A 20,984-nucleotide genomic window follows, 5' to 3' on the forward strand; every position below is an offset into this window, starting at 1 on the left:
CCTCATATTCTTTTTAAAACTTCACAATCAAGTGTCTTTAACGTATGATGCGTTGCGAATCAGGTACTTTTTCATTTTGAATTACGAATTGCAATATCTCATCCTCATCAATGTTATACCCTGGTTTATCCTTTGGAATTTCGGCCAGAGGTGTTTGAAGCAACGGATGATCTATATTAGGGGTAGCTAGTCCCTCTTTTTCTCTAATTAGTCGAATGCAATAATAATCGTAAGGAATACAGTCGAACGATAAAATTTCACTTAATTTATATGGTGTGTCGCTTAAACTATAGATGTGAAAATCACATAGTTCATATAGGTACTCTCCAAAATGATTTGTATCGTTCCAACTGCGCATTAATTTTTGATAGACATGATCTTCCGGTAAAATATCAAACAATTCAGGCATGTCTCCCGTTTTCCATTTGTGATATAGGCAAGTCATAAAAACATGATGCGTCTTATTCTCCTCATAAAAATCTCGATCTTTCGTGAACATATTCGTTGCATATTTGTAGGCTAGCTCTGTAATATCTTCATAACCCCACAATAAGGAAAGCCCGATAAGCCCACCTATTTGTCTGTCCGATACACTTCCTCTACTCGGATTGCTTTTGATCATTTGTATCAACCAAAAAAGTTGCTGCTCTAATAAAATCCATGCTGATGGTTCCCCGTTTAGTATTCTATGTTTTGCATTCATTTCAAGGTGAACACCTATTCCCATTTTTAAGCGATCCGCTAAACGATTTCTTTCGTTTTTTTCAATTAAGTCCTTCATTTCGTTCATTCTATTATCTCGTAATTCCTTCACTTCTTCGTCTGAGATTACTCGTTTTTTGTACTCTTTCATCGCTCGATCAAAATACTTCCAATATTTATTCGTGCGCATTCTTCCACCCCTTCACATTAAGAATATTGCCAATAACTTTGTATGGGGTTCTCAATCGAACCTTCTAACATTTGTGCATATAAATAGATAGCACCGAACGCAAAGGGATAACTTTTTCTCGGCTTTATGAGTGTATCTGGATACCCATCCTCATCGACCTGGAATATGAAATCAAAACCGTTTTCATGCAACTCCTTATAGTAATACTTTTCTCCCTGGATATGCCTTGGAGTTCCCCCAAATTTAATAAGAAAACGTTCTTCAAATGACGCTTTATCACTTACAATGTTGGCTTCTGAAATAAAGTGCTTTACTAAATCAGGATTGGTAAAAGTATCAAGTTTACTTTCTTCTGTTTTAGGATGTTTCATTGTGAATAATGAACAATCTGGATATCTATTTTTCGAAATACGATCTTCAAACTGTTTAGGAGCGAATATGGAGAGCATCTCATTATCATCAAATGGGTTAACGATAGACAAATAAAAATACCTCTCCATATCCTTATTTACCATGTCTTCTAGTTCATCAAAATAAGCCGGTGCATTCCCTCCGATCCATCCATTACGACTATCCTTTTCGCTCGTTTGACAAAGCATACACTCTTTTCGTTCTTTAAGCATTTTGAAATCTCCCATTGTGATCTCCCTTCTCTATTTACATTTCGGGTGATACCGTCCTGTCCATCTCCTCAACATACTTCGACATTTATCGAGTTAAATCCTACCAAAAGAATAGGGGTGAGCTGTGTTTAAAAACGTCAAAAGCCCGCCAAAAGGCAGGCTCTCGTTCTTAATTGGATTTTGGCGATGGCATCAACGTGTTACCGTAGTCTACTCCGATGGTTAACGTCCCCATATAATATCTCTCTCCCCATTTCGTAAACTTAGGCCACCCTCCTTGAACCCCATGAGATAGCGTAAGAACAAAATCATTTTCATTGATGTAGGGACTGAGTTGTCTTGAATTGTATGGTGGCAAGGATTCAATTTCATAGGTAAGCTCTTGAGGGAAAAATAATTGCGTTGTTAATATTTCTTTTAAACCATCAATTATTTTGATGTGAATATGAGGCGTTCTAAGATGATACCACGCTGGGATTATAGTCAAAAACTCAACCATGCCATTCACGTCTGTAAACTGGCGCCCACGTAGAAATGTTTTATGGTCTGTCGGTGTGGCAGTTTGTCCTGGAGCGAAGCTACTATTTTCATACCCTGAAAATCCTGAATAAACACCACAGGCGTTACTATTCCAAATATCAACGGCCAACCCACAGATGGGTCTGCATCCCTTAACATCAACCACTCTTAATCGAAGTAAGAGGTCAACCCCATATTGGTCTTCTCGAACATCTTTTCGAATCATGGAATTCTTCAGATAAAAGGGCCCTTCACTCGTAGAACTCGTAAGTAGACATCTATCTGTATCCTCAAAACTATAGCTTACAATACAAAATTCGTTATACTGCTGTTTCAAGATATTTTTCTTGACCCATTGATTACACGGATTGTTCATATCACGGAACATACATGCGGTTCTCCTTTGGGTTTCTGATTATATCCTGAGCATATGCCTATATTCCGTAAAAAGTGCAATTTGTTTAGGAAACCGCTGTCAGGCGATTCATGAATGGGAAACATCCCGATATCTGAGGGAACGACAATTGACTCAGGTAGAAGTGATAAAGGATTGGGAAAAGTTCTATAGAAGAAAATAAGCTCAAGCGTCGGTCTGGGAAGCCCGGCGCCTGAACTTTTATAAGGGATTAGTGGCAATTCACATTACACTGAACCGGATACGATATTGCCCCGGAACATCGTAGCGACACGTTTCGAACTTCTTGCGATAGCTTCAGCCGAACAAGAAGCTTCAACTAGCACCATATTTGCATCGTCTCCGACTTTGGGCCACACTCTTTCACCATTATCATTTAATGGTGTCTTGCCATCGGTAATAAATTGCAGCGTCCGGGCTAATGCCCGCTCATCGGACCATCCGTACATTTCCGCCAAACGACCAGCGCGTTTCAAAATATCCCCATCTCCAAAAGGCGACCACACGTCAAAAATATTATCGCATCCGACGGCAACCGTAACACCTTTCCGATGTAATAAACCAACTGGCGGAAACTTGCGGTTTATCGGTACGCTGGTAATGATGGAGATCCCTGCATCCGCCAGAAGCTCTCCCATGACTTCCGCTTGAGCTTGAGGGATATCCCCCAACCCAAAGGCATGGCTGACGGCAACCTTGCCTTGCAATCCTGCTTCTTTTGTTAGCTCGGCCAATCGTTTTATCGTAAACACACCAAGATGATCGGCGTCATGCAAGTGCAGGTCAATGCCCGCATTTCCTTCTACGGCTAGCTCCACCATTTCCTGCAAAGAAGCTTCGAGATCACCATCCACCGTGGCTGGATCGACCCCGCCCACGAAGCTTGCTCCTTGGCGAAGGGCTTCCCGAACCAACTGTTTCGACTTGGAACGCAATAAACCATGCTGTGGAAAAGCAACGATTTCGTAGGTCAGCTTCCCTTCAAATGTTTGCAATGCTCGCTTCACTTGTTCCAAATTCCCCAATCCAACCTCAGGATAAACATCGACATGCGTGCGCACATGCCTTACACCAGACTTCACATAAATATCTAGCAGCTGTTCCGCGCGTTCTTGCGTCGTTGTTTCCAAAGAAGGAAGTGCTTGCTTCTCGATGTCAAACCGTTCAAAAATATGGCTTGCAGGTGTTACCGCACGCCACCGATCACCAAGTAATGTTTTATCCAAATGACAATGTTTTTCGATGAATGAAGGCAGCACCAGGCGCCGTTTCGCATCTTTCTTAGGGAGTTCATCCTGAACGAGCTCAACCGCTGGGACGATCTTCGCCAATTTCCCCTCCTGGATCAAGAGATGATAGCATTCGGTTTCGGTACCCGTAATCTCACCGTTATCTTCCTGAAATCCCGTTTCCAACAGGACATTGGTTAACCAATAAGCAGTATTCAAAGAAGCTCATCCTTTCTACGTTCTATGATAAAAGTTCTAAAGTTCTCCGGCCGCCAGATTCCCCTGAAAGATAACCGCGACCCTTCTTGCTCTTCGTCCAACCGCTTCGGCTGAACAACTTGCATCAACGAGAACGAGGTCGGCAGCGTCTCCGACATTAGGCCAGATGCGTTGTCCATCTGTATTTAAAGGTGTTACACCGCCTGTAATATACCCCAGTGTTTGTCCAAGGGAACGTTCGTCCTTCAGGCCGAATCGTTCCGCTAATGTACCTGCTTTTTCAAGACTATCTCCTTTGCCAAAAGGAGACCAGTGATCCGTGATGCTGTCATCACCGAGGGAGATTTGCACACCCTTTTTGCTTAAGAGCGGAATCGGAATTGTCTTTCCAAGCGAAACCGAGGATGTAATCGTAATCCGCTGCTCAGCTAACAGGTCTGCCACTTGACTTGCCTCTTCCAGAGAAATGTCAGCCAATGCCAGAGCATGGCTGATGTTGACTCTTCCTTGCCACCCGGCTTCCTCTGTTAACGCGGCCAATCGTTGGAAGGTAAAAATGCCAAGATGGCCTGGATCATGGATATGAAGATCAACACCCGCATCCGCTTCCACCGCAAGCTCCATCACCGTGTTCAGCGACTTCTCGATATTGCCGTCGATGGTTGCAGGGTCAACGCCACCAACGAGAGCAGCACCGCTTCTTAATGCTTCTCTTACGAGAGAAACAGATTCACTGCGTAATAATCCATGCTGGGGAAACGCCACAATTTCAACCGAAGCTTTTCCTTTGTAAGTTTCTACGGCCTGAAGCGTGGCTTCCAAATTCCGTAGTCCCACGAACGGATCGACATTACAATGGGTACGAATACGGGTCGAACCGGCATGGGTCAGCAATCCCAGCAAGTTCTCCGCCCTTTCCTTCGCGACAGGCAACAAGCGCGGGAGTAATTCCTCTTCTTCCTCCAGCCTTGTCAAAAGTCCTTTGCGTGGAATCGTTGGCGCTTTCCATGGGCCGCTGTAATATGTCTTATCAAGATGAATATGCATATCGCGGAAAGAGGGAAGCATCAGATATCCATTTGCATCCCGTGTAGGCATATTCGTTTCTAAGGGTTGATCTGCGGGAACGATCTCACTGATTTCCCCATCTTCAATCTGAACATGAAAAAGCATGGTTTCTGTCCCCGTAACGATGCCATTCTCATATTGATAGCCGGTTTCCAACCGAACATTCATTAACCAGTAAGCATTGTCTGCCACTTCAGTCTCCTCCTTCACTGCAACTGTTTTCCCAAACCAGCCAGTAAGACAACCATTACAAGCAGCAAGAGACGAGACATCTTCTCGGCCTCCTTTATCGTGCTTTACAAATATGCTAACATGAAGGCGATCAAACGAAAAATATATAATAAATAAGTCATCTATATGTTTTTCATATACGAGAAAGGAGTCTATGCAATGATGGATATCAGACAGCTTCGCTATTTTATTGCGATTGTGGAGGAAAGAAGCATATCAGCCGCAGCGAGAAGACTTCATATTTCTCAACCGCCTTTAAGCCAACAATTGAGAGCAATGGAAGAGGAACTTGGCGCAATATTGTTGGAGAGAAACGGTAAACACATGGAAGTAACGGATGCAGGAAAGACCTTATATTCCTATGCCTTGCAAATGGATCAATTAATGCAAGAGGCAAAAATGGAAGTGAATGAGGTCGGAAATGGGGTAAACGGCAAATTGACGATGGGTGTAAATACGTTTTCGGTTCCTGATTTGCCTGAAATCCTCCATCAATTTCAACAGCACTATCCAAAGGTAACGTACAAAATCCAACAAAATGAGTCCGCTCATCTGTGTCAGCTAGTCCGGGATCGGGCTGTCGAATTAGCATTCATACGATTACCGCTTGAATTGGACGATTTCTCAGTTCTTCACCTGTATACCGAACCGTTTTATTTGATTACATCCCAGAAACAGAAACGGTTTGAACATGAAGTAACGCTTGCGGACATGGCTAACGAGCGGCTCTTATTGCCAAGCACGCAGGGATTAGGTGTACACTATTTAATCTTGGAGGCATACTCAAGGCTTGATATGCATCCCCCTGTTGTCGGCGAATGTTCCGACATATCGCTGTTGATGGAGTTGGTATCCACTGACTTTTGTTCATCGATCGTTCCGGAAACATTGCTTCATCGGCATAAAGGGTTTTCGATTCATGCGTACAAAATTTCTTCTACCGTTGGGATGTCCTCTCCGCTGGGGCTAATATGGCTCAAAAATCACCGTTTATCCAACACGGCCCGGAATTTTATCGATTTGTTCAAAAAAGAAGGAAGGTATCTTCAGCATCATGCGCATAAAGAAACGGATTGATTGAATGGACTGATTCAAGCCCTATTGTGGAGTCCAATTTTTTGTGGCATGTGGAAATTAAAAAAAGACCCTCGGATCATAACGATCCGAGATCTTTTGGGTCATCTTCAAACGAATGATTTCACGTCTTTGAAGCAACTCGTACGGAGAGCACATCAGACGCGTTGTGGAGAATTTAGATTTTTCAATCGAATTCCTGTGAAAATACTGCTCAAGAGCAGTACCAATCCACCAAACAGATAAGGCAAGTCGAAATGGATTTCAAACAAAATACCTGCCAGCATCGGCCCAAATATCGTACCGAGACTCGTGTAGGCATTATTCATTCCTGCCACAAACCCTTGTTCATTCCCGGCCACTCGGGACAGAAGCGTATTGATCGTGGGGCGCAAAATGTTATTAAACGTAAAGAATAACATCGTGAATACCATGACATAGAAGAAATGGCCAGAGAATAATAGGAATACAAGGGACACCGCCGATAACAGCAACATGGACACAATAATCTGTTTTTCCCCGAAGCGTCGTGTAATCCGGTCGGTCAGCAACAGTTGGTTCAACGTGCCGATGAGCGAACATACCGTTAGTAGAATAGCGATTTGACCCGTCGTGAATCCGTACACCTGTACGACAAAGAGCGGAAAAATTGCTTCAAAATGCGTCAGACCGAAGGTCATCGTGAAAACAATGAGCAGCATGACGAAATAGCGAGACCGAACCGAAAGCACGATTTGCCGGAACACATTGTCCCTCTTTTCCTTCATTTGACCATGCATCTGGCGAATGTTCACCGACACCGATTCAGGCAATCCCCAGAAGCTGCAAACCATTGCCACCACTCCTACACATGCGGAGGATACATAGAATGGCATCTTGATGCCCCATTCCGCAAGCAATCCGCCGACACCCGGTCCGATAATAAACCCAGATGTCATTGACGCACCCAACCAGGACATCGACTTGCTGCGCTGATCGTCTGCTGTAATGTCAGCAATATACGCAATAATGGACGGAATTAAGGCTGCTGAGCCTATTCCACCAATCAATCGCGATGCGAATAATAAAGTTAGATCACTTGCAAATGCTGCAAGCAGGTTGGAGAGTGCGAACAAGACCAAACCTATGATAATCATTGGTTTACGGCCGTATCGATCTGACAAATTGCCTGCAATGGGTGAGAATAGAAACTGGGTCAAGCCGAAGCAGGAGACCAGATATCCTGCCGCCTGTCCGCTTGCCGAAAACTCCTCAAGAAGTTCCGGCACGATCGGAATGACAAGACCCATACTTAGATTAGCGAGAAACATGTTCAACAGCAGTAATGGAAACGCTGATTTAGTTAACATTAATGACCACCTATATCGAATTGATAAAAATTACGAGTCGGGAACACTGCTCTCCCTCTCTATTTGCATTTGTATATGTTAGCATGTGGCTATCTTCAATAAAAATATGAAAAACATATAGGGACTTAATATTTTTAATATACATAACATCCTTTGTGGATTTTGACCGTTCATCATTGCTTGATTGATGAAATTCGAGGGAATATGCCAACTACCAGAATGTCGATCTAAGTTAATTATTTACAACCATAATCATATAGGTTACTTTTAACCTATGTTACTTATAACTTAGTGTAGTTATGTAAATCCAATCAGCAATATTAGGCTTACTGAGTGGGAAGTCCTCAACAGGTGATGAACCAAACAAGATTTTGAGGATTCGAAAGAGAAGAAAGGGAGAGATATCATGGAGAATATATATAAATCAGAAGTAGGCAAACGAGAAGTGTTAGGACAGTACCGAAAAATACTTGCTAACTGGCCAGTGGAAAACCACCAATACGAAGTTGAGACGAGCTTTGGATCGACTTTTGTCATTGAGTCAGGATCAAAGGACAATCCCCCACTAATTCTTCTGCATGGAAGCGTAGCGAATTCTTTCGCTTGGTATGGCGATGTAGCTTCACTTTCACAAACTCACAATGTTTATGCAATCGACATTATTGGAGAAGCAGGATTATCAGCAGCAAGCCGACCAAGCTACGGGAGTGGTGCATATGCGCTATGGTTGAATGAAACCATACATGCACTTCGATTAAGATCCTGTTCCATTGTAGCTATGTCATTAGGCGGCTGGATGGCATTGAGCTTCGCTACCACTTATCCGGAGAAGGTTGACAAGTTGGTTTTGCTTTGTCCCGGAGGGCTTGCACATGAAAAAGCCAGTTTCCTATGGAAAGCAATCTTTTTCTCCCTTCTTGGAAAATGGGGTCATCTGCAAATACTTAAATTAGTGGGTGCTGGTCATATTTCTTCATCATCGTTATCCGGATTAGAAGTAGATCTAACATTCGCATCACTAATATTCAAAAATTTCAAACCGCGAACTGCAAAAATGCCGTTATTTAGTAATCAGTCCCTTTCACAATTAACGATGCCGATTCTGATGCTTTTTGGCGATTCTGATCAATTAATACCTGCTAGCAAGAGTATGAATCGACTGAAACAAGCTGCACAACATGCTAAGATCGAGCTGCTGCCTGATACGGGCCACCTCATTGTCAACCAAACAGATAGGATACTACAATTCTTGAACCTCCAAGACAGTTGATAGGTTATGCAAACAATAAAAGGGTTTCCCAACATTAGCACCTCCCGCCTAACAGCCGAGAAACTCTATGTCCGGAAACCCTTTGTTTATGGGCATTTTTAGCCCTGTTATTTAGTACTACACACTACTACACACTACTACACACTCTATATGCGAGGAGATGATAGGAAGTACAAATATGTAAAGTGGTTACTCAATTTTCTAGTTTAATTCCTAATTCTTTGATACACTATTTATTGGAATATTTTATAAACTAAGTTCCGGAGGGTCATATGGATATTAAAATTTTTGTTGATGAACTTCTAAATAATAAAAACCCATCCTCATCTTATGTGATGATTGAAACTCTGATTTTCAAGGTGCTATCAAAATTGTTTGAAGATAGCAATAAAGAACTCATAACTAACTATAGAGTCAAAAATGTCGCCTCAAAAAGTATCTTTGAATTTGATGCATATGCACCTGAGGGCTTTAACGATTACGGAGGAGCAACTGTATTTGAGATTAAAGCATATAGAAATAAGAACTCACTAAGAAGTCTATATGATACATATTTAAAGCTCTTGCATGTGATTAAGTCTACAGAAATAAGAGTAAAAAACATTATATTTATTGTTACAGTAGAACTTACTGAAGAAGAAAAAATTAATTTCATTAATAAATTGAGCAATGAAAATGAATTTAATATTGATGTATGGGATTTAAATAATCTTCAAGAAATATTTAATAAATACCCTGAAGTTGTTTTTAAAACAGTTGAGAATATCTCTGAACTTGTACTAAATAATCAGGTTTTTCAAGGCATAAATAATGAACCAGATTTTATTGAAAATCAAAGAGATAAATATATTGATAACCTTAGAAGGTGTTTCTTTAATGATGAATTAGTTTTATTTTTAGGTGCAGGAGTGTCGAGAGATGCAAAAATCCCTATGTGGGATAATTTAGTAACCGATTTATTAGTTTCATTATTAAGTAATAAACTTAAAGAATTTAATATAAATTTATCTGAAGATGAAAGAGATTTCATTATCAAAAATATTAAATATTCAAATGGAAACTCTCCACTCCTTATGGCACGTTATATTCGGCAAGGATTGAAAGAACTCTTCAATGAAACGTTAACTCAGATTTTATATAAATCTTGTGTTAATGAATCCAAATTGCTAACTGCTATAACCAAACTATGTAAGCCAGTCAGAAATGGAGTAGGCATACGTGGCGTTGTAAATTATAATTTTGATGATTTAATTGAATATAACTTTGCAAAACATGACATTAGTCACCGTACCATTTTTCGAGAGGGCGATATTCCAACAAGGGATGAGTTAGGAGTATATCATGTGCATGGCTTTTTACCACAGGATGGAAAGGATCGCACTGAATTAACAAAAAGTCTCTTGGTTTTTTCTGAAGAAGGTTATCACAGCCTAATGCTAGACCCCTATAGTTGGTCCAATTTGATTCAGCTAAATTATCTTAGAGAGAACACTTGCCTATTTATTGGATTATCTTTAACAGACCCTAATTTAAGAAGATTACTAGACATTGCTTCAAGAAAGCAAGAAAGCAATATTTGTAAACACTATGCTATCTTGAGGAAAGAATTATATCACATGAAAGACTTAAATGATTCTAATATTAACTTAAGGAACATCAAAACATTTGATACTGTCAATCAGAAATTACAGGAAGAATATTATAAAGAGCTTGGGCTGAATGTAATTTGGGTCGATGACTACAGTGAGATCCCTAGTATTCTTGAGAAAATTAGAGTATGATGTTGTGTCTTAATTAATATGATATTTAAGAAAAGATGTGTATCCCCCCCTCTGAACTATGACCCGAGAGATGGATACTTTAAAAAAAGTGCCACTCTTGGGTTCTTTACGTTTATAATTTAATTTATTTATTGTGAACGGAGTATGAGCATGCGGTATAGCGAGTTATAGATAAATAAACTTGAAGAAAATCCAAACGTAATGCATGTATCAGAGTCGAATATATTTTTCACTCCAGCCTTCAAACTTGCTGCAGTTAAAGCCTATAAAGGTGGGAAAACGCCAAAAGAGATATTCCTTGAGGCTGGCATTGATTTAGATATGCTTAGTTCACGTAAACCAAAGGAAAGTTTGAAGCGTCGGAGATATATTTATGCCGCTCATGACGAAGCAGGTCTTCTTGAGGAACGGCGAGGCAAGACAAGCATTAAGTACATCATTGCGCTTCGAGCTAATTAATCGAACCATTCGTCAATATAATATGAAAGGTTTGACTCGCCATCTCTGCTCACTTGCTAAGGTAAGCGTTAGTGGTTATTACAGGTTGCTTTCAGCCAAAGATACCCGCCAACTAAAAGAAGAGGCCGATGAGCGTGATTTGTTGCTCATTAAGAACCACATTGATCGGTAAACGAAAAAGCTGGCGCGCTCGTAATCAAAATGAATCTCGAGAACGTGAATAACGTGGTAATGAACCATAAAAAAATTCGTCGATTCATGCGCAAATATAAACTCATAGCAAAAAAGTGCGTCGGGTTAACCCTTATCGGGAAGTGGCTCAAGCTACTCATGAACATACAACGTGCGCTAATATGCTTAAACGCCAGTTTGATCAGGCAGAGCCGGAGAAAGTGCTGCTCACAGATATAACATATCTCAAGTACAACCATGGGCAGCAATGGGGATATCTCTCTTGCGTAAAAGACAGTTCTGCGAATGAGATCTTAGCACATTAATTATTGACTTCACTGGAACTGTCTCTGTGAATCGAACGTTAGACAAGCTATTGGAACGACTGGATGGCAATATTCATCCCGAAGACACTCTTCACTCGGATCAAGGCATGCATTATACACATCCTGAGTTTCAAAAAAGTGTAAGTGAAACTGGATTAGACAATTCATGTCCCGAACAGGAAATTGTTATGATAACGCACCAATGGAATATTTTTCGGTGAAAGACGAACTAGAGTACAAAGATTGTACAAGTATTGACGAACTTCGGGATCGCATTAACGAGTATATTCACTTTTTACAATACCGAGCGATATCAGTGGACATTAAAGAAGATGACTCTAACGAATATAGGAATCATCTTCTAGCAGCATAGTACTTCCTTTATCTTGTCCACATTAAAGGTCATGGTTCAATCGGAATAACTAGGGTTTTTTTAATGTCTATTCTAAGGGGTGCACTGCATGACGATCCGGGATCTTTTTGGCCATCTTCAAACGAATTATTTTACTACTTTGAAGCAAATCGTTTGAGAGCACATCAGCCGCGTTGAGCAGAATTTATATTTCTCAATCGACTTCCCGTGAAGATACTGCTCACGAGCAGTACGAAACCGCCAAACAAGCTCCTTATTAAAAGTAGCTAAAAACTATTTATTACTTATATTATATCCTGATAATGTTACGTAATCATTAATAGATATAAATTAAAATATAAGGAGGGCATGAAATGAGCATATCTAGTTTATGAAATCGCCGAAATTGCTAAGGTCTCAACTTTTATCCTATGCGTCACAAGATTTTCGATACTTTCAATAACAACATTACAGATCATTATTAAATGATCTGTTTCACCAAAATAAGGGCAGTTCCCGTTTTCTCAAAACTTCTCCACATTAGTAATACTGCTCAATATACTTATAGGCCTTATCAAAAACTTCTTTGTCTTTTATTTTGTACTTGATCCAAATAACACTCCTAAGCGCTTTTTTTACTTCCTGCTTTCCTGCATTGGTGCTCTGCCAACCTTCAAATCGCACAATCTTGACGATATCATCAATATCATTTACAATTCGCTCGACTATAATTGGGGTCTTTGAATTCTTCACCCCATCAAAAAGTTCTGTTAATGCCGCCTTGCCTTTATCCACTTCTTCCTCAGGCACTACTTCTTGTTCAGCTTCTGCAGCTTCCCGAGCAAGTTCTAATAGCAGTTTAAGAAACTCAATACTAGTTATTAGTGCTTGTTCGTGTTTCTCACGGAGATTCTCAAGTTTTTCTCCTAACTTGACGAATTTAATATCATTGCTGTGTTTTCGAATTTTCGCGACCAAATCAATTTCAACTTTGATCGTTGTCTTTCTCAGATCCTTTTGTTTTTCAATAAATTCATCGATTAAATCTGCATCCATCGTAAGAATTTCCATATCATCATGGACTTCTCCTACTTGCAGATTCTCGTGAACCAATTCCAATGTCTTCGCCCCAAGAGAAGCCCAAATCAACCCGCCTCTTCCATCAGTAGGTTTCACTGATTCAAATACTCTTGTCAGCCATTGAAAGTCGTATTTCATTGGATTCAGAGACGGATCTGGCGATAACGCATCCCACGCTCTATTGAGCACTTTATAATCGGCTCCAAACTCGTCTTTGCTTTTATTAGTTGGCAAACATTCTTGTGCAGCAATCAAACCTTCCCAACCATCTATTGTACGGTCTACTCCCATGAAATAACTCAAGCACTTACGCATTAGTGCAGGGATCTGCTTTTTGACTTCTTCAATATTCGAAATGACCTTTTTCATACTCGATTCATCAAAGTCCAAAGCTGTTGCTACATTATCAAAAATACCTATGTAGTCAACAATCAAACCGTGTGTCTTCCCTTCATCATAGGTTCTGTTAGTACGACAGATGGCCTGCAGCAAGTTATGATCTTTCATTGGCTTATCAAGGTACATAGCTTGCAATATAGGTGCATCAAATCCAGTAAGAAGCTTTGACGTTACTATTACAAGCTTCAGTGGGTCATTTGATTCTCTAAATCTGTCTAAAATTTTTCCTTCTGCGTCCCTATCACGTCTATAGGCTTTATATTTATCTTCCTTGTCATTATTGGTGTCCATCACAATTGTAGTTGCATCCGGACCTAGCAATTTATCAAGTTCTTCTTTATACATAAGACAGCACTGTCTATCATAACAAACAACTTGACCTTTGTATCCGTTCGGTTCAATTTTCCCCTGGTAATGCTTGGATATATGCTCACATACCTTTCTGATACGCTTGCGGTCATACATAATTGCTTTCATGTTGACCCTTCGAGATAACTCTGCTTTATCTTCTTTAGATAAATTCTCTGTTAATGCTTCAAATTCAGCATCGAGCTTTTCTCTATCAACATGCAGGTCAACTGGTACCGGTTCAAAATTCAATGGTAGTGTCGCATTGTCACGGATTGAATCCGAAAAGGAATACTTGCTCATGTATCCACTCTTATCCTCAACTGCACCAAATGTATTGAAAGTATTTTTATCAATACGATTAATAGGTGTACCTGTAAGGCCAAAGAAAAACGCATTCGGAAGAGCAAGACGCATCTTGCTACCTAGATCACCTTCCTGAGTTCTATGAGCTTCATCAACCATAAGAATGATATTGTCTCTAAGGTTTAGTTCTTTTTTAATATCACCAAATCTAAAGATAGTTGTAATTGCAATCTTCCTCTGATCCCCTAAAAAGAAAGCTTCTAAGTCTTCCTTTGAGCCAAGACTCACGAGATTAGGAATATCTGATGCGTTAAATGTAGCAGTTATCTGCGTCTCTAGGTCAATTCGGTCGTCAACTATAACTACTGTTGGGTTGTTTAATTCAGGTATCATTCTAAGTTTCTGTGCTGTAAAAACCATCAGCAATGATTTACCAGAACCCTGAAAATGCCAGATAAGTCCCTGTTTTGGGTATCCAGCCTTTACGCGTTCCACAATAAGATTCGCACCCTCATATTGTTGATAACGGCATATGACTTTATATTTACGATACTTTTTATCTGTTGCAAATACTGTAAAGAACTGAAAAATGTCCATGAGCTTTTCAGGTGTAATCATATCTTCAACACTGATTTTTACATCAGCAAGACTTCCTTCACTTCTATGGTCCGGAGTATGCCACGGACCCCACATTCCAATCGGCATGCAAACTGAACCATACCTATAACATTTGCCTTCTGTAGCAAAATTGAATATGTTAGTCACAAACATGCCTGGTATGCTCTTTTCATATGCAGCTATGTCTCCAGCAGCATCCAACCATGTTATAGAATTACGAACAGGCGTTTTCAACTCGCCAATCGCCACAGGAAATCCATTTATCAGAAGTACAATATCTAGCCTTTTACCATTCTCTTTTTGTGGATATACCCATTGCTTTGTGACAACATATTCGTTCAGAGCTAAGTCTTCTTTAGTCATTGTTCCAAAAAAACGAATCGGAATCATACGGCCATCTTTGCCGAATGGGTAAGAGTTCTCTTCAAAAACCATCTTCTTGAACAGTTCATTCTGCGTTACCAGGTTGTGTGGTTGAACTGTTAGAATAACAGTGCGCAGTTTATAAATAACTTCATCTGCTCGAGATGGTTCTTTTGCAATTTCAGGGTTAAGACGAATTAGCGCCTGTTTTACCATAGGTTCAACCATTACGTCAGAGTATTCACGTTGCAATCCTTCGGATGGTATATACCTCCAACCATTGCTTTTGAGCGTTGTAAGAACCATTTTCTCAATCGTATTATCTTCATTAAACATCAGGTGGTCCTCCAATCTTAATAAAAATATCGATATTGATTGCATGTATAATCTTTGCATTCGTAGTAAGCGTCCCCTACGAGCTGATTTCGATCAGAAGTACAAATTTTGATTTATCGCTCTTCCAGACAAAAGCTTCAAACTCATTTTGAAGTTCAATCGATGGCGAATTGGATATTGATCCAGAAACATATTTGGGACTCTTTGCCCGCCGGTACTTGTCATGACCTTTTCTGCGTCTTGCCTGAAATTACTAATTCGAATGATTGTCAAGCTGAACGGAGCTTAGTGTCAATTAACTTCTCACCCATATCGACCATAAAATCTCCCCCTTAATGATGTAATAACATGAATTAGAAGGAAATCAAATAGCATTACAGTATTACTATGTCAGCCTAGATTCTCGGAAATGATTTTCTTGTAAGTGAAATCCAGCTCTTTAAGTGCTTGCTCCAGTTCAAATTTTGATTTATCGCTCTGTTTAAGAACCTCTACAAATAAGTTTTGTAGTTCTATTGGGGGGTGTGGATAAACGATTTTCCGTATCTTCTCCATATTGATTGCAGCTTGTGTTGTTGATGAAGCAAACCTTACTACATAATCCCTTGTAATCATAAACAAATAAGCCCAATATTCTGGCGAATTTTTTATCTTATCATTTAATGAAATTTTTGCTACATTCGGCGCAAGGTGGTATCTGTCATCTTCGTCAATCAAGGCTACTTCTCCAACTGTTCCAACATATGTAAGAACTATATCCCCTTTTGCGAGTTTAGAACGTGGCAAAAGATCCGAAGTAGCTTTGTCTACCCAATATATATCATCAAGAATAAGTTTGGTTTTTTTACAATTTAGTCCTCTAACCATAATAATTTCGCCACTATCTTGATATTTGATATACTTTGAATATTCAAACCCTGCTAATTTAGTAATAAATGAAATATCCCCCAATGCAACGGTGGGCCATTCTTTAGAATTGGTTTCCGGATCACCAAACATCTCGATAAATTGAGATTTTACCAACTCATCTGTCTTCTGCAGCAGTTTTTGGTAAGTCTTTTTAGTTGTGTCTATAGCCCACAGGATTTTCGCCAACTCACGTTGCTTGTCCATATCTGGCAGTTCAAATTCATAGTTTTTAAGGTTCTCCCATTTGACACGCGGCGAAAGAGAACCAGCTGACTTACCAACTGCAAAGTCGAACAATGCATCGTTCTGAATTATGAAAGGAAGCAATTCCGGAAGTATCCTTTCAGGTATTGACTCGATAACTGTAATATCTCCTGAACAAATGCCATCAAATGGAGCGACTGCGGCCTTCTTGAGATAAGCTCTACGACGCCCGAAAAGAATATCCCCTTCGCGGAACAGTTTTGAAAAAGTATTCTCTTTGCCTTTATCCCACGCTGTCAATGTAATTTCTTCTGGAGTTAGATGTTCAAGGCCTACAATTGGATATCCCTCTTTGCTTCCCTTACAAGTTTCTCTGCGTTCTTTAGCAACATCACCTAAGAGTACTTTACTCATTACTTCCAACCTCCTTCCCGATCATTTCATTTAATTTCATATAGCGTAGTTTCATGATTTCTGAAGCAGTTCTCCAATTTTCATAGTACTCTTGCAGAGATCGCTCATCTTTTTCGATATCCTGACCATGATGTTTTACATATAATGGGATACTCAAAGAAAAGTTGTTTTCTTCTAAATCCTGAATTGTTACAACACATGCGAAATCGCTATCCGTTTTATATTCGGCGTAAGCTTGAGCAATTTTTTGAATATGCTTTTCCTCCAAAAAGCTCTGTGCATTTTTGCGTTCAACTTCCTTGACTGCATTGATGAATAGAACTTGACCACGTCGTTCTGGTCGCTTATTCATACGGCAAATAATGATACAAGACTCCATCGGAGAATTATAGAACAGATTTGGTCCTAACCCTATTATGCATTCAAGCATATCATTGCGAATAAGGTTTTCGCGCATCGCGCTCTCTTCATTTCTAAATAGCACGCCGTGCGGGAACAGAATTGCACAGCGACCTGTTTCCTCATTAAGGCTCTTGATTATATGCTGTAAGAAAGCATAATCAGCACGCCCTTGTGGAGGTACACCAAGGAAATTTCGGCCGTATTTATCGCTAGCGAATGCTTCACGATCCCACTGGCTAATAGAGTAAGGTGGATTAGCAAGGATCAAATCAAATTGTCTTAGCTGACCTTTTTCAATAAAAGCTGGTGCTTTTAATGTATCACTATTGACGATGTCAAAGTCTTTCACACCATGAAGAAAAAGATTCATCTTACCAATGGCTGATGTAAGTGCATTAATCTCTTGTCCAAAGACCGCAACATTTCGCCATTCTTTATTCTGATCCTTCAAGTATGCAATCGCTGAAATCAACATCCCCGCACTGCCGCATGTAGGATCGTAAATGGATTCGCCGGATTCGGGTTTTAGCATTTCCGTCATCAAGTGTACCACTGTGCGGTTCGTATAGAACTCCTGCGCGGTGTGGCCGCTGTCATCAGCAAATTTTTTTATCAGATACTCATACCCCTGACCGAGCTCATCCTCTGGGCAGTTCATAATAGAAAGTGTTTTAGTACTGAAATGTTCAATTAGCTCTTTCAGTAACCGATCAGGGAGACGATTTTTATTTGTCCAGGCGCCATCGCCAAAAACACCTTGCAGTTTGTCGTAGTTTGCATTTTCGACTTTTCGAAAAGCGTTCACAATCGCAACACCGATGTTCTCAGATACTGCTCGAACATCACGCCAGTGAGCGCCTTCCGGCACAATGAAACGGTGATTTTCCTCCCACTCCAGAGCTTCTTCATCTCCACCGTACTCTTCAAGAATTTGTTCACATTCCTCATCATAAACATCGCTGATACGCTTGAAGAACAACAGCGGGAATATATATTGCTTATAAGCTCCAGCATCGATATTTGTACGTAATAGAACAGCAGAATTCCAAAGGTAGGACTGCAATTCTTCAATTGTGATACGCTTACTCATTTACATATCCTCCCTCCAGGAGTAGTTTCATCATTTCATCTTCGGCTTCAACCATCTCGTCAAAAGCTTTAAAATACTCTCTTCGAACCTCTGCGGGCGGCATAGTTTCTTGTTTTTTCTTTTCAATATAATTGCTGATTGCCAATGTGTAATCCTTACCGCGAATATCGTCTTTATTGACGATCTTCACGTGTTCGATTACATCCTCGTAATCAGTGTAGTAATCAAACACTTTCCGAATGTCATTTTCAGTCATAATGTTCTGTCCACGCTGAGGAGTATAATTGCTTGAAGCATCAATCATGCATATTCGACCTTTATGCTTATTCGATTTGTTATTATTCAGAAGTAGGATACAAGCCGAAACACCTGTTGAGTAGAAAACGCCGCCTACTAACGTAATAATGCATTCCAACTTATCGGACTCGACAAGCTGTTTTCGAATCTCGCCTTCTTTACCACCACGAGACAATACACCTTGAGGAAGTACAACAGCGCATCGTCCAGTATTTGGATCCATGGATTTAACCATATGCTGCAACCAAGCAAAGTCTCCATTAGAGTCTTTAGGGCATCCCCATATATTGCGACCGTAGATGTCAGAACTAAACTGTTCCGCACCCCAATTCCTTAAGGAAAATGGCGGGTTTGCAATGACACAATTAAAGGTTTTCAGCTTGCCGCCTTCCAGGTAATTGGGCGATCGTAGCGTATCACCTTGAGATATTTTAAAATCATGCGCCCCATGAAGGAACAGGTTCATTCTGGCAATTGCAGAAGTTGCGAGGTTCTTCTCTTGACCATAGATACGACCGTAAGTAAGTTTATCATCCTTCATATAATGGATAGCTTCAATGAGCATCCCACCAGTACCAGCTGCAGGATCGTATACGGACTCACCAACTTGTGGTGCCAATAGCTTAACCAGAAGCTTTACAATTGAGCGCGGGGTATAAAATTCGCCTGCGTTCTTCTTAGATAAGTCCGCGAACTTTTTAATTAAGAACTCATAACTGTCTCCCATAACATCAGCAGAATAGTTACTATTTCCTACTTTTATTTTTGACATATGTTCCACAAGATCTTTTAATCGTTCATCTGACAGCTTTGTTTTGTCTGTCCAATTTGCATCGTCAAAGCTGCTAAATACACCGTTAAGCGTATCTGGGTTGGCACGTTCTATTCCATTCATTGCCTTGACTATTGCCACTCCAACATTCTCACTTACTTCACGAACGTCCTGCCAGTGACAGCCATCGGGAATAATGAAACGATGGTTTTCTGGAAAACTAGCAAATTCTCCATCGCCACCAGATTCTTCTAATGCAGCTTGCGTTTCCTCGTCGTAGACATCTGATAAACGTTTAAAAAAGAGAATTGGTGTTACATAGCTTTTGTACTCATCCTGATTAATGGGACCACGCAGAATATTGCAGGCTTCAAAAAGGTGAGAAAAGAGTTTTTGACTTGTTGTTTCTTCAGGCTCTGAGGTACTGTTATTTAGCGCTTCATCAGCAGCATCCATTGCTGATTGGATCATTTCTTGTCTACCTCCGGTTTTTATATTGGCTCCGACAGACTCTTCTATAAAGCTAACGCTCCCTGAAGACTGTATCTTTTCCATCTTTGCAGGATATAGGTTTTCGAACTCAAGCAATATCTTCAGGAGCCGCTCATCAAGAAATGTCAGTGCATGCTTTCTGATATGTGTCGGTACTCCGTAGTAGGATTCTGCCACACCTCCAGTAATTGCAGCCAACGTATCACTATCTCCACCAATTGAGACAGCGTTCCGGATTGCGTCTTCAAAATTGGAAGACTCGAAAAATGCAACAAGTGCTTGCGGAACTGTTTCTTGGCAACTCTCGTTAAATTGATATGTTCCTCGAATTCCATCGAGTGAGAAATTCATGGGGTAGTATTGCTTATCAATGTAATCGCGAATTTCCAGAATATTTTTCCCGCTGCGAGCAAGAAAGACTGCAACCGCAGTAGCCTCAGCGCCTTTTATTCCCTCCGGATGGTTATGTGTTACAGCTGTCACCTTGTGCGAAAGCAATTTAGCTTCTTCGATGGAATTGGCCACATAACCACAGGCGCTTACTCTCATTGCAGCACCTGAACCATAACTGTTGTATGGTTCAGGTGTATCACTGTACATCCATTTATAGAATTTCTCTCCATAGCCGCAATTCGGATAGGGTTTTCCTATAGTTTGCATGGATTTAACAGCTTGGTCGCCCAAGTCTCTATAATCACGTTTACAGCTCATAATTGCTTCACATATAGCTAATGACATCACCGATTCGTCAGTAAAAAAACACTTATACGTTAAAAATTCAAAATCCTTCGAGAGATGATTATCCCGTTCAAATCTGGAACCGACAATATCGCCAATGATAGCTCCGATCATGTAATTTCCTCCCCTGATGCCGGGCTGATACTTTTCGCCGCGAAGTCAGTCTCAGCATAACAATTTCCTTTTTACCGACTATTTATATAACTCTTCCATTACATCACAGTTATCTAAGCCAAAT

16 protein-coding genes are annotated in these 20,984 nt (G+C 40.3%); 6 read left to right on the forward strand and 10 right to left on the reverse strand.

The window, feature by feature from the left end:
• Positions 1-37: 37 nt before the first annotated feature.
• The 5 genes from BLS15_RS19515 to BLS15_RS19535 all read right to left on the reverse strand — a co-directional run bounded on the left by BLS15_RS19515 (position 38) and on the right by BLS15_RS19535 (position 5,157).
• Complete coding sequence (locus BLS15_RS19515) at positions 38-892, reverse strand: hypothetical protein (RefSeq protein WP_028532306.1); 855 nt, start codon at positions 890-892, stop codon at positions 38-40.
• A 17-nt stretch (positions 893-909) separates the two neighbouring features.
• A complete protein-coding gene (locus tag BLS15_RS19520) occupies positions 910-1,515 on the reverse strand; it encodes a hypothetical protein (protein ID WP_231515104.1) in 606 nt (201 codons plus the stop codon).
• A gap of 169 nt (positions 1,516-1,684) precedes the next feature.
• Positions 1,685-2,422 (reverse strand): intradiol ring-cleavage dioxygenase, encoded by a 738-nt coding sequence (locus tag BLS15_RS19525; RefSeq protein WP_090513406.1) that lies wholly within the window; start codon positions 2,420-2,422, stop codon positions 1,685-1,687.
• A 254-nt stretch (positions 2,423-2,676) separates the two neighbouring features.
• Positions 2,677-3,897 carry an amidohydrolase gene (locus BLS15_RS19530; protein WP_028532308.1) on the reverse strand — a complete coding sequence of 407 codons (1,221 nt, stop codon included), beginning with the start codon at positions 3,895-3,897 and terminating at the stop codon, positions 2,677-2,679.
• A 36-nt stretch (positions 3,898-3,933) separates the two neighbouring features.
• Entirely contained in the window at positions 3,934-5,157 is a 1,224-nt protein-coding gene (locus BLS15_RS19535; RefSeq protein ID WP_028532309.1) for an amidohydrolase, read from the reverse strand.
• A 201-nt stretch (positions 5,158-5,358) separates the two neighbouring features.
• Here BLS15_RS19535 and BLS15_RS19540 point away from each other — a divergent pair, with 201 nt between their 5' ends.
• The gene (locus BLS15_RS19540) at positions 5,359-6,273 is read left to right on the forward strand and encodes a LysR family transcriptional regulator (RefSeq protein ID WP_028532310.1); all 915 of its coding nucleotides are present in this window, start codon (positions 5,359-5,361) and stop codon (positions 6,271-6,273) included.
• A 155-nt stretch (positions 6,274-6,428) separates the two neighbouring features.
• Here BLS15_RS19540 and BLS15_RS19545 read toward each other — a convergent pair whose 3' ends face one another.
• A complete protein-coding gene (locus tag BLS15_RS19545) occupies positions 6,429-7,619 on the reverse strand; it encodes an MFS transporter (RefSeq protein ID WP_090513409.1) in 1,191 nt (396 codons plus the stop codon).
• Positions 7,620-8,025: 406 nt separating this feature from the next.
• Between BLS15_RS19545 and BLS15_RS19550 the strand changes: the two genes are divergently transcribed.
• The 5 genes from BLS15_RS19550 to BLS15_RS30060 all read left to right on the forward strand — a co-directional run bounded on the left by BLS15_RS19550 (position 8,026) and on the right by BLS15_RS30060 (position 11,999).
• On the forward strand, positions 8,026-8,889 hold the full coding sequence (locus BLS15_RS19550; protein WP_090513413.1) for an alpha/beta fold hydrolase: 864 nt from the start codon (positions 8,026-8,028) through the stop codon (positions 8,887-8,889).
• Positions 8,890-9,161: 272 nt separating this feature from the next.
• On the forward strand, positions 9,162-10,670 hold the full coding sequence (locus BLS15_RS19555) for an SIR2 family protein (protein ID WP_090513418.1): 1,509 nt from the start codon (positions 9,162-9,164) through the stop codon (positions 10,668-10,670).
• A gap of 171 nt (positions 10,671-10,841) precedes the next feature.
• Positions 10,842-11,129, forward strand: a complete 288-nt coding sequence (locus BLS15_RS30055) for an HTH domain-containing protein (RefSeq protein ID WP_368087134.1) — start codon at positions 10,842-10,844, stop codon at positions 11,127-11,129.
• Positions 11,044-11,301 carry a hypothetical protein gene (locus BLS15_RS29625; protein ID WP_139170696.1) on the forward strand — a complete coding sequence of 86 codons (258 nt, stop codon included), beginning with the start codon at positions 11,044-11,046 and terminating at the stop codon, positions 11,299-11,301. Before BLS15_RS30055 ends, BLS15_RS29625 begins: the two co-directional genes overlap by 86 nt.
• Before the next feature lie 527 nt (positions 11,302-11,828).
• Entirely contained in the window at positions 11,829-11,999 is a 171-nt protein-coding gene (locus tag BLS15_RS30060; RefSeq protein ID WP_368087135.1) for an IS3 family transposase, read from the forward strand.
• A gap of 519 nt (positions 12,000-12,518) precedes the next feature.
• On the opposite strand, the gene BLS15_RS19565 is transcribed toward BLS15_RS30060, so the two are convergent.
• From BLS15_RS19565 to BLS15_RS19580, 4 genes are all read right to left on the reverse strand, one after another.
• On the reverse strand, positions 12,519-15,428 hold the full coding sequence (locus BLS15_RS19565) for a type I restriction endonuclease subunit R (RefSeq protein WP_090513422.1): 2,910 nt from the start codon (positions 15,426-15,428) through the stop codon (positions 12,519-12,521).
• Positions 15,429-15,818: 390 nt separating this feature from the next.
• Positions 15,819-16,955, reverse strand: a complete 1,137-nt coding sequence (locus tag BLS15_RS19570) for a restriction endonuclease subunit S (RefSeq protein ID WP_090513426.1) — start codon at positions 16,953-16,955, stop codon at positions 15,819-15,821.
• Positions 16,948-18,447, reverse strand: a complete 1,500-nt coding sequence (locus BLS15_RS19575) for a type I restriction-modification system subunit M (protein WP_090513431.1) — start codon at positions 18,445-18,447, stop codon at positions 16,948-16,950. Before BLS15_RS19575 ends, BLS15_RS19570 begins: the two co-directional genes overlap by 8 nt.
• Positions 18,440-20,860 carry an N-6 DNA methylase gene (locus BLS15_RS19580; RefSeq protein ID WP_090513435.1) on the reverse strand — a complete coding sequence of 807 codons (2,421 nt, stop codon included), beginning with the start codon at positions 20,858-20,860 and terminating at the stop codon, positions 18,440-18,442. The genes BLS15_RS19575 and BLS15_RS19580 overlap by 8 nt, the downstream gene beginning before the upstream one ends.
• Positions 20,861-20,984: the final 124 nt, after the last annotated feature.

Source organism: Paenibacillus sp. cl6col (assembly GCF_900102125.1).
Taxonomy (GTDB): Bacteria; Bacillota; Bacilli; order Paenibacillales; family Paenibacillaceae; genus Paenibacillus_B; species Paenibacillus_B suaedae.

Excerpts from the sequence above, each read along its gene's own strand:
- BLS15_RS19515 (WP_028532306.1), bottom strand. The coding sequence starts at position 892 with ATGCGCACGAATAAATATTGGAAGTATTTTGATCGAGCGATGAAAGAG.
- BLS15_RS19520 (WP_231515104.1), bottom strand. The coding sequence starts at position 1,515 with ATGCTTAAAGAACGAAAAGAGTGTATGCTTTGTCAAACGAGCGAAAAG.
- BLS15_RS19525 (WP_090513406.1), bottom strand. The coding sequence starts at position 2,422 with ATGTTCCGTGATATGAACAATCCGTGTAATCAATGGGTCAAGAAAAAT.
- BLS15_RS19540 (WP_028532310.1), top strand. The coding sequence starts at position 5,359 with ATGGATATCAGACAGCTTCGCTATTTTATTGCGATTGTGGAGGAAAGA.
- BLS15_RS19545 (WP_090513409.1), bottom strand. The coding sequence starts at position 7,619 with ATGTTAACTAAATCAGCGTTTCCATTACTGCTGTTGAACATGTTTCTC.
- BLS15_RS19550 (WP_090513413.1), top strand. The coding sequence starts at position 8,026 with ATGGAGAATATATATAAATCAGAAGTAGGCAAACGAGAAGTGTTAGGA.
- BLS15_RS19555 (WP_090513418.1), top strand. The coding sequence starts at position 9,162 with ATGGATATTAAAATTTTTGTTGATGAACTTCTAAATAATAAAAACCCA.
- BLS15_RS29625 (WP_139170696.1), top strand. The coding sequence starts at position 11,044 with ATGCCGCTCATGACGAAGCAGGTCTTCTTGAGGAACGGCGAGGCAAGA.
- BLS15_RS30060 (WP_368087135.1), top strand. The coding sequence starts at position 11,829 with ATGGAATATTTTTCGGTGAAAGACGAACTAGAGTACAAAGATTGTACA.
- BLS15_RS19565 (WP_090513422.1), bottom strand. The coding sequence starts at position 15,428 with ATGTTTAATGAAGATAATACGATTGAGAAAATGGTTCTTACAACGCTC.
- BLS15_RS19570 (WP_090513426.1), bottom strand. The coding sequence starts at position 16,955 with ATGAGTAAAGTACTCTTAGGTGATGTTGCTAAAGAACGCAGAGAAACT.
- BLS15_RS19575 (WP_090513431.1), bottom strand. The coding sequence starts at position 18,447 with ATGAGTAAGCGTATCACAATTGAAGAATTGCAGTCCTACCTTTGGAAT.
- BLS15_RS19580 (WP_090513435.1), bottom strand. The coding sequence starts at position 20,860 with ATGATCGGAGCTATCATTGGCGATATTGTCGGTTCCAGATTTGAACGG.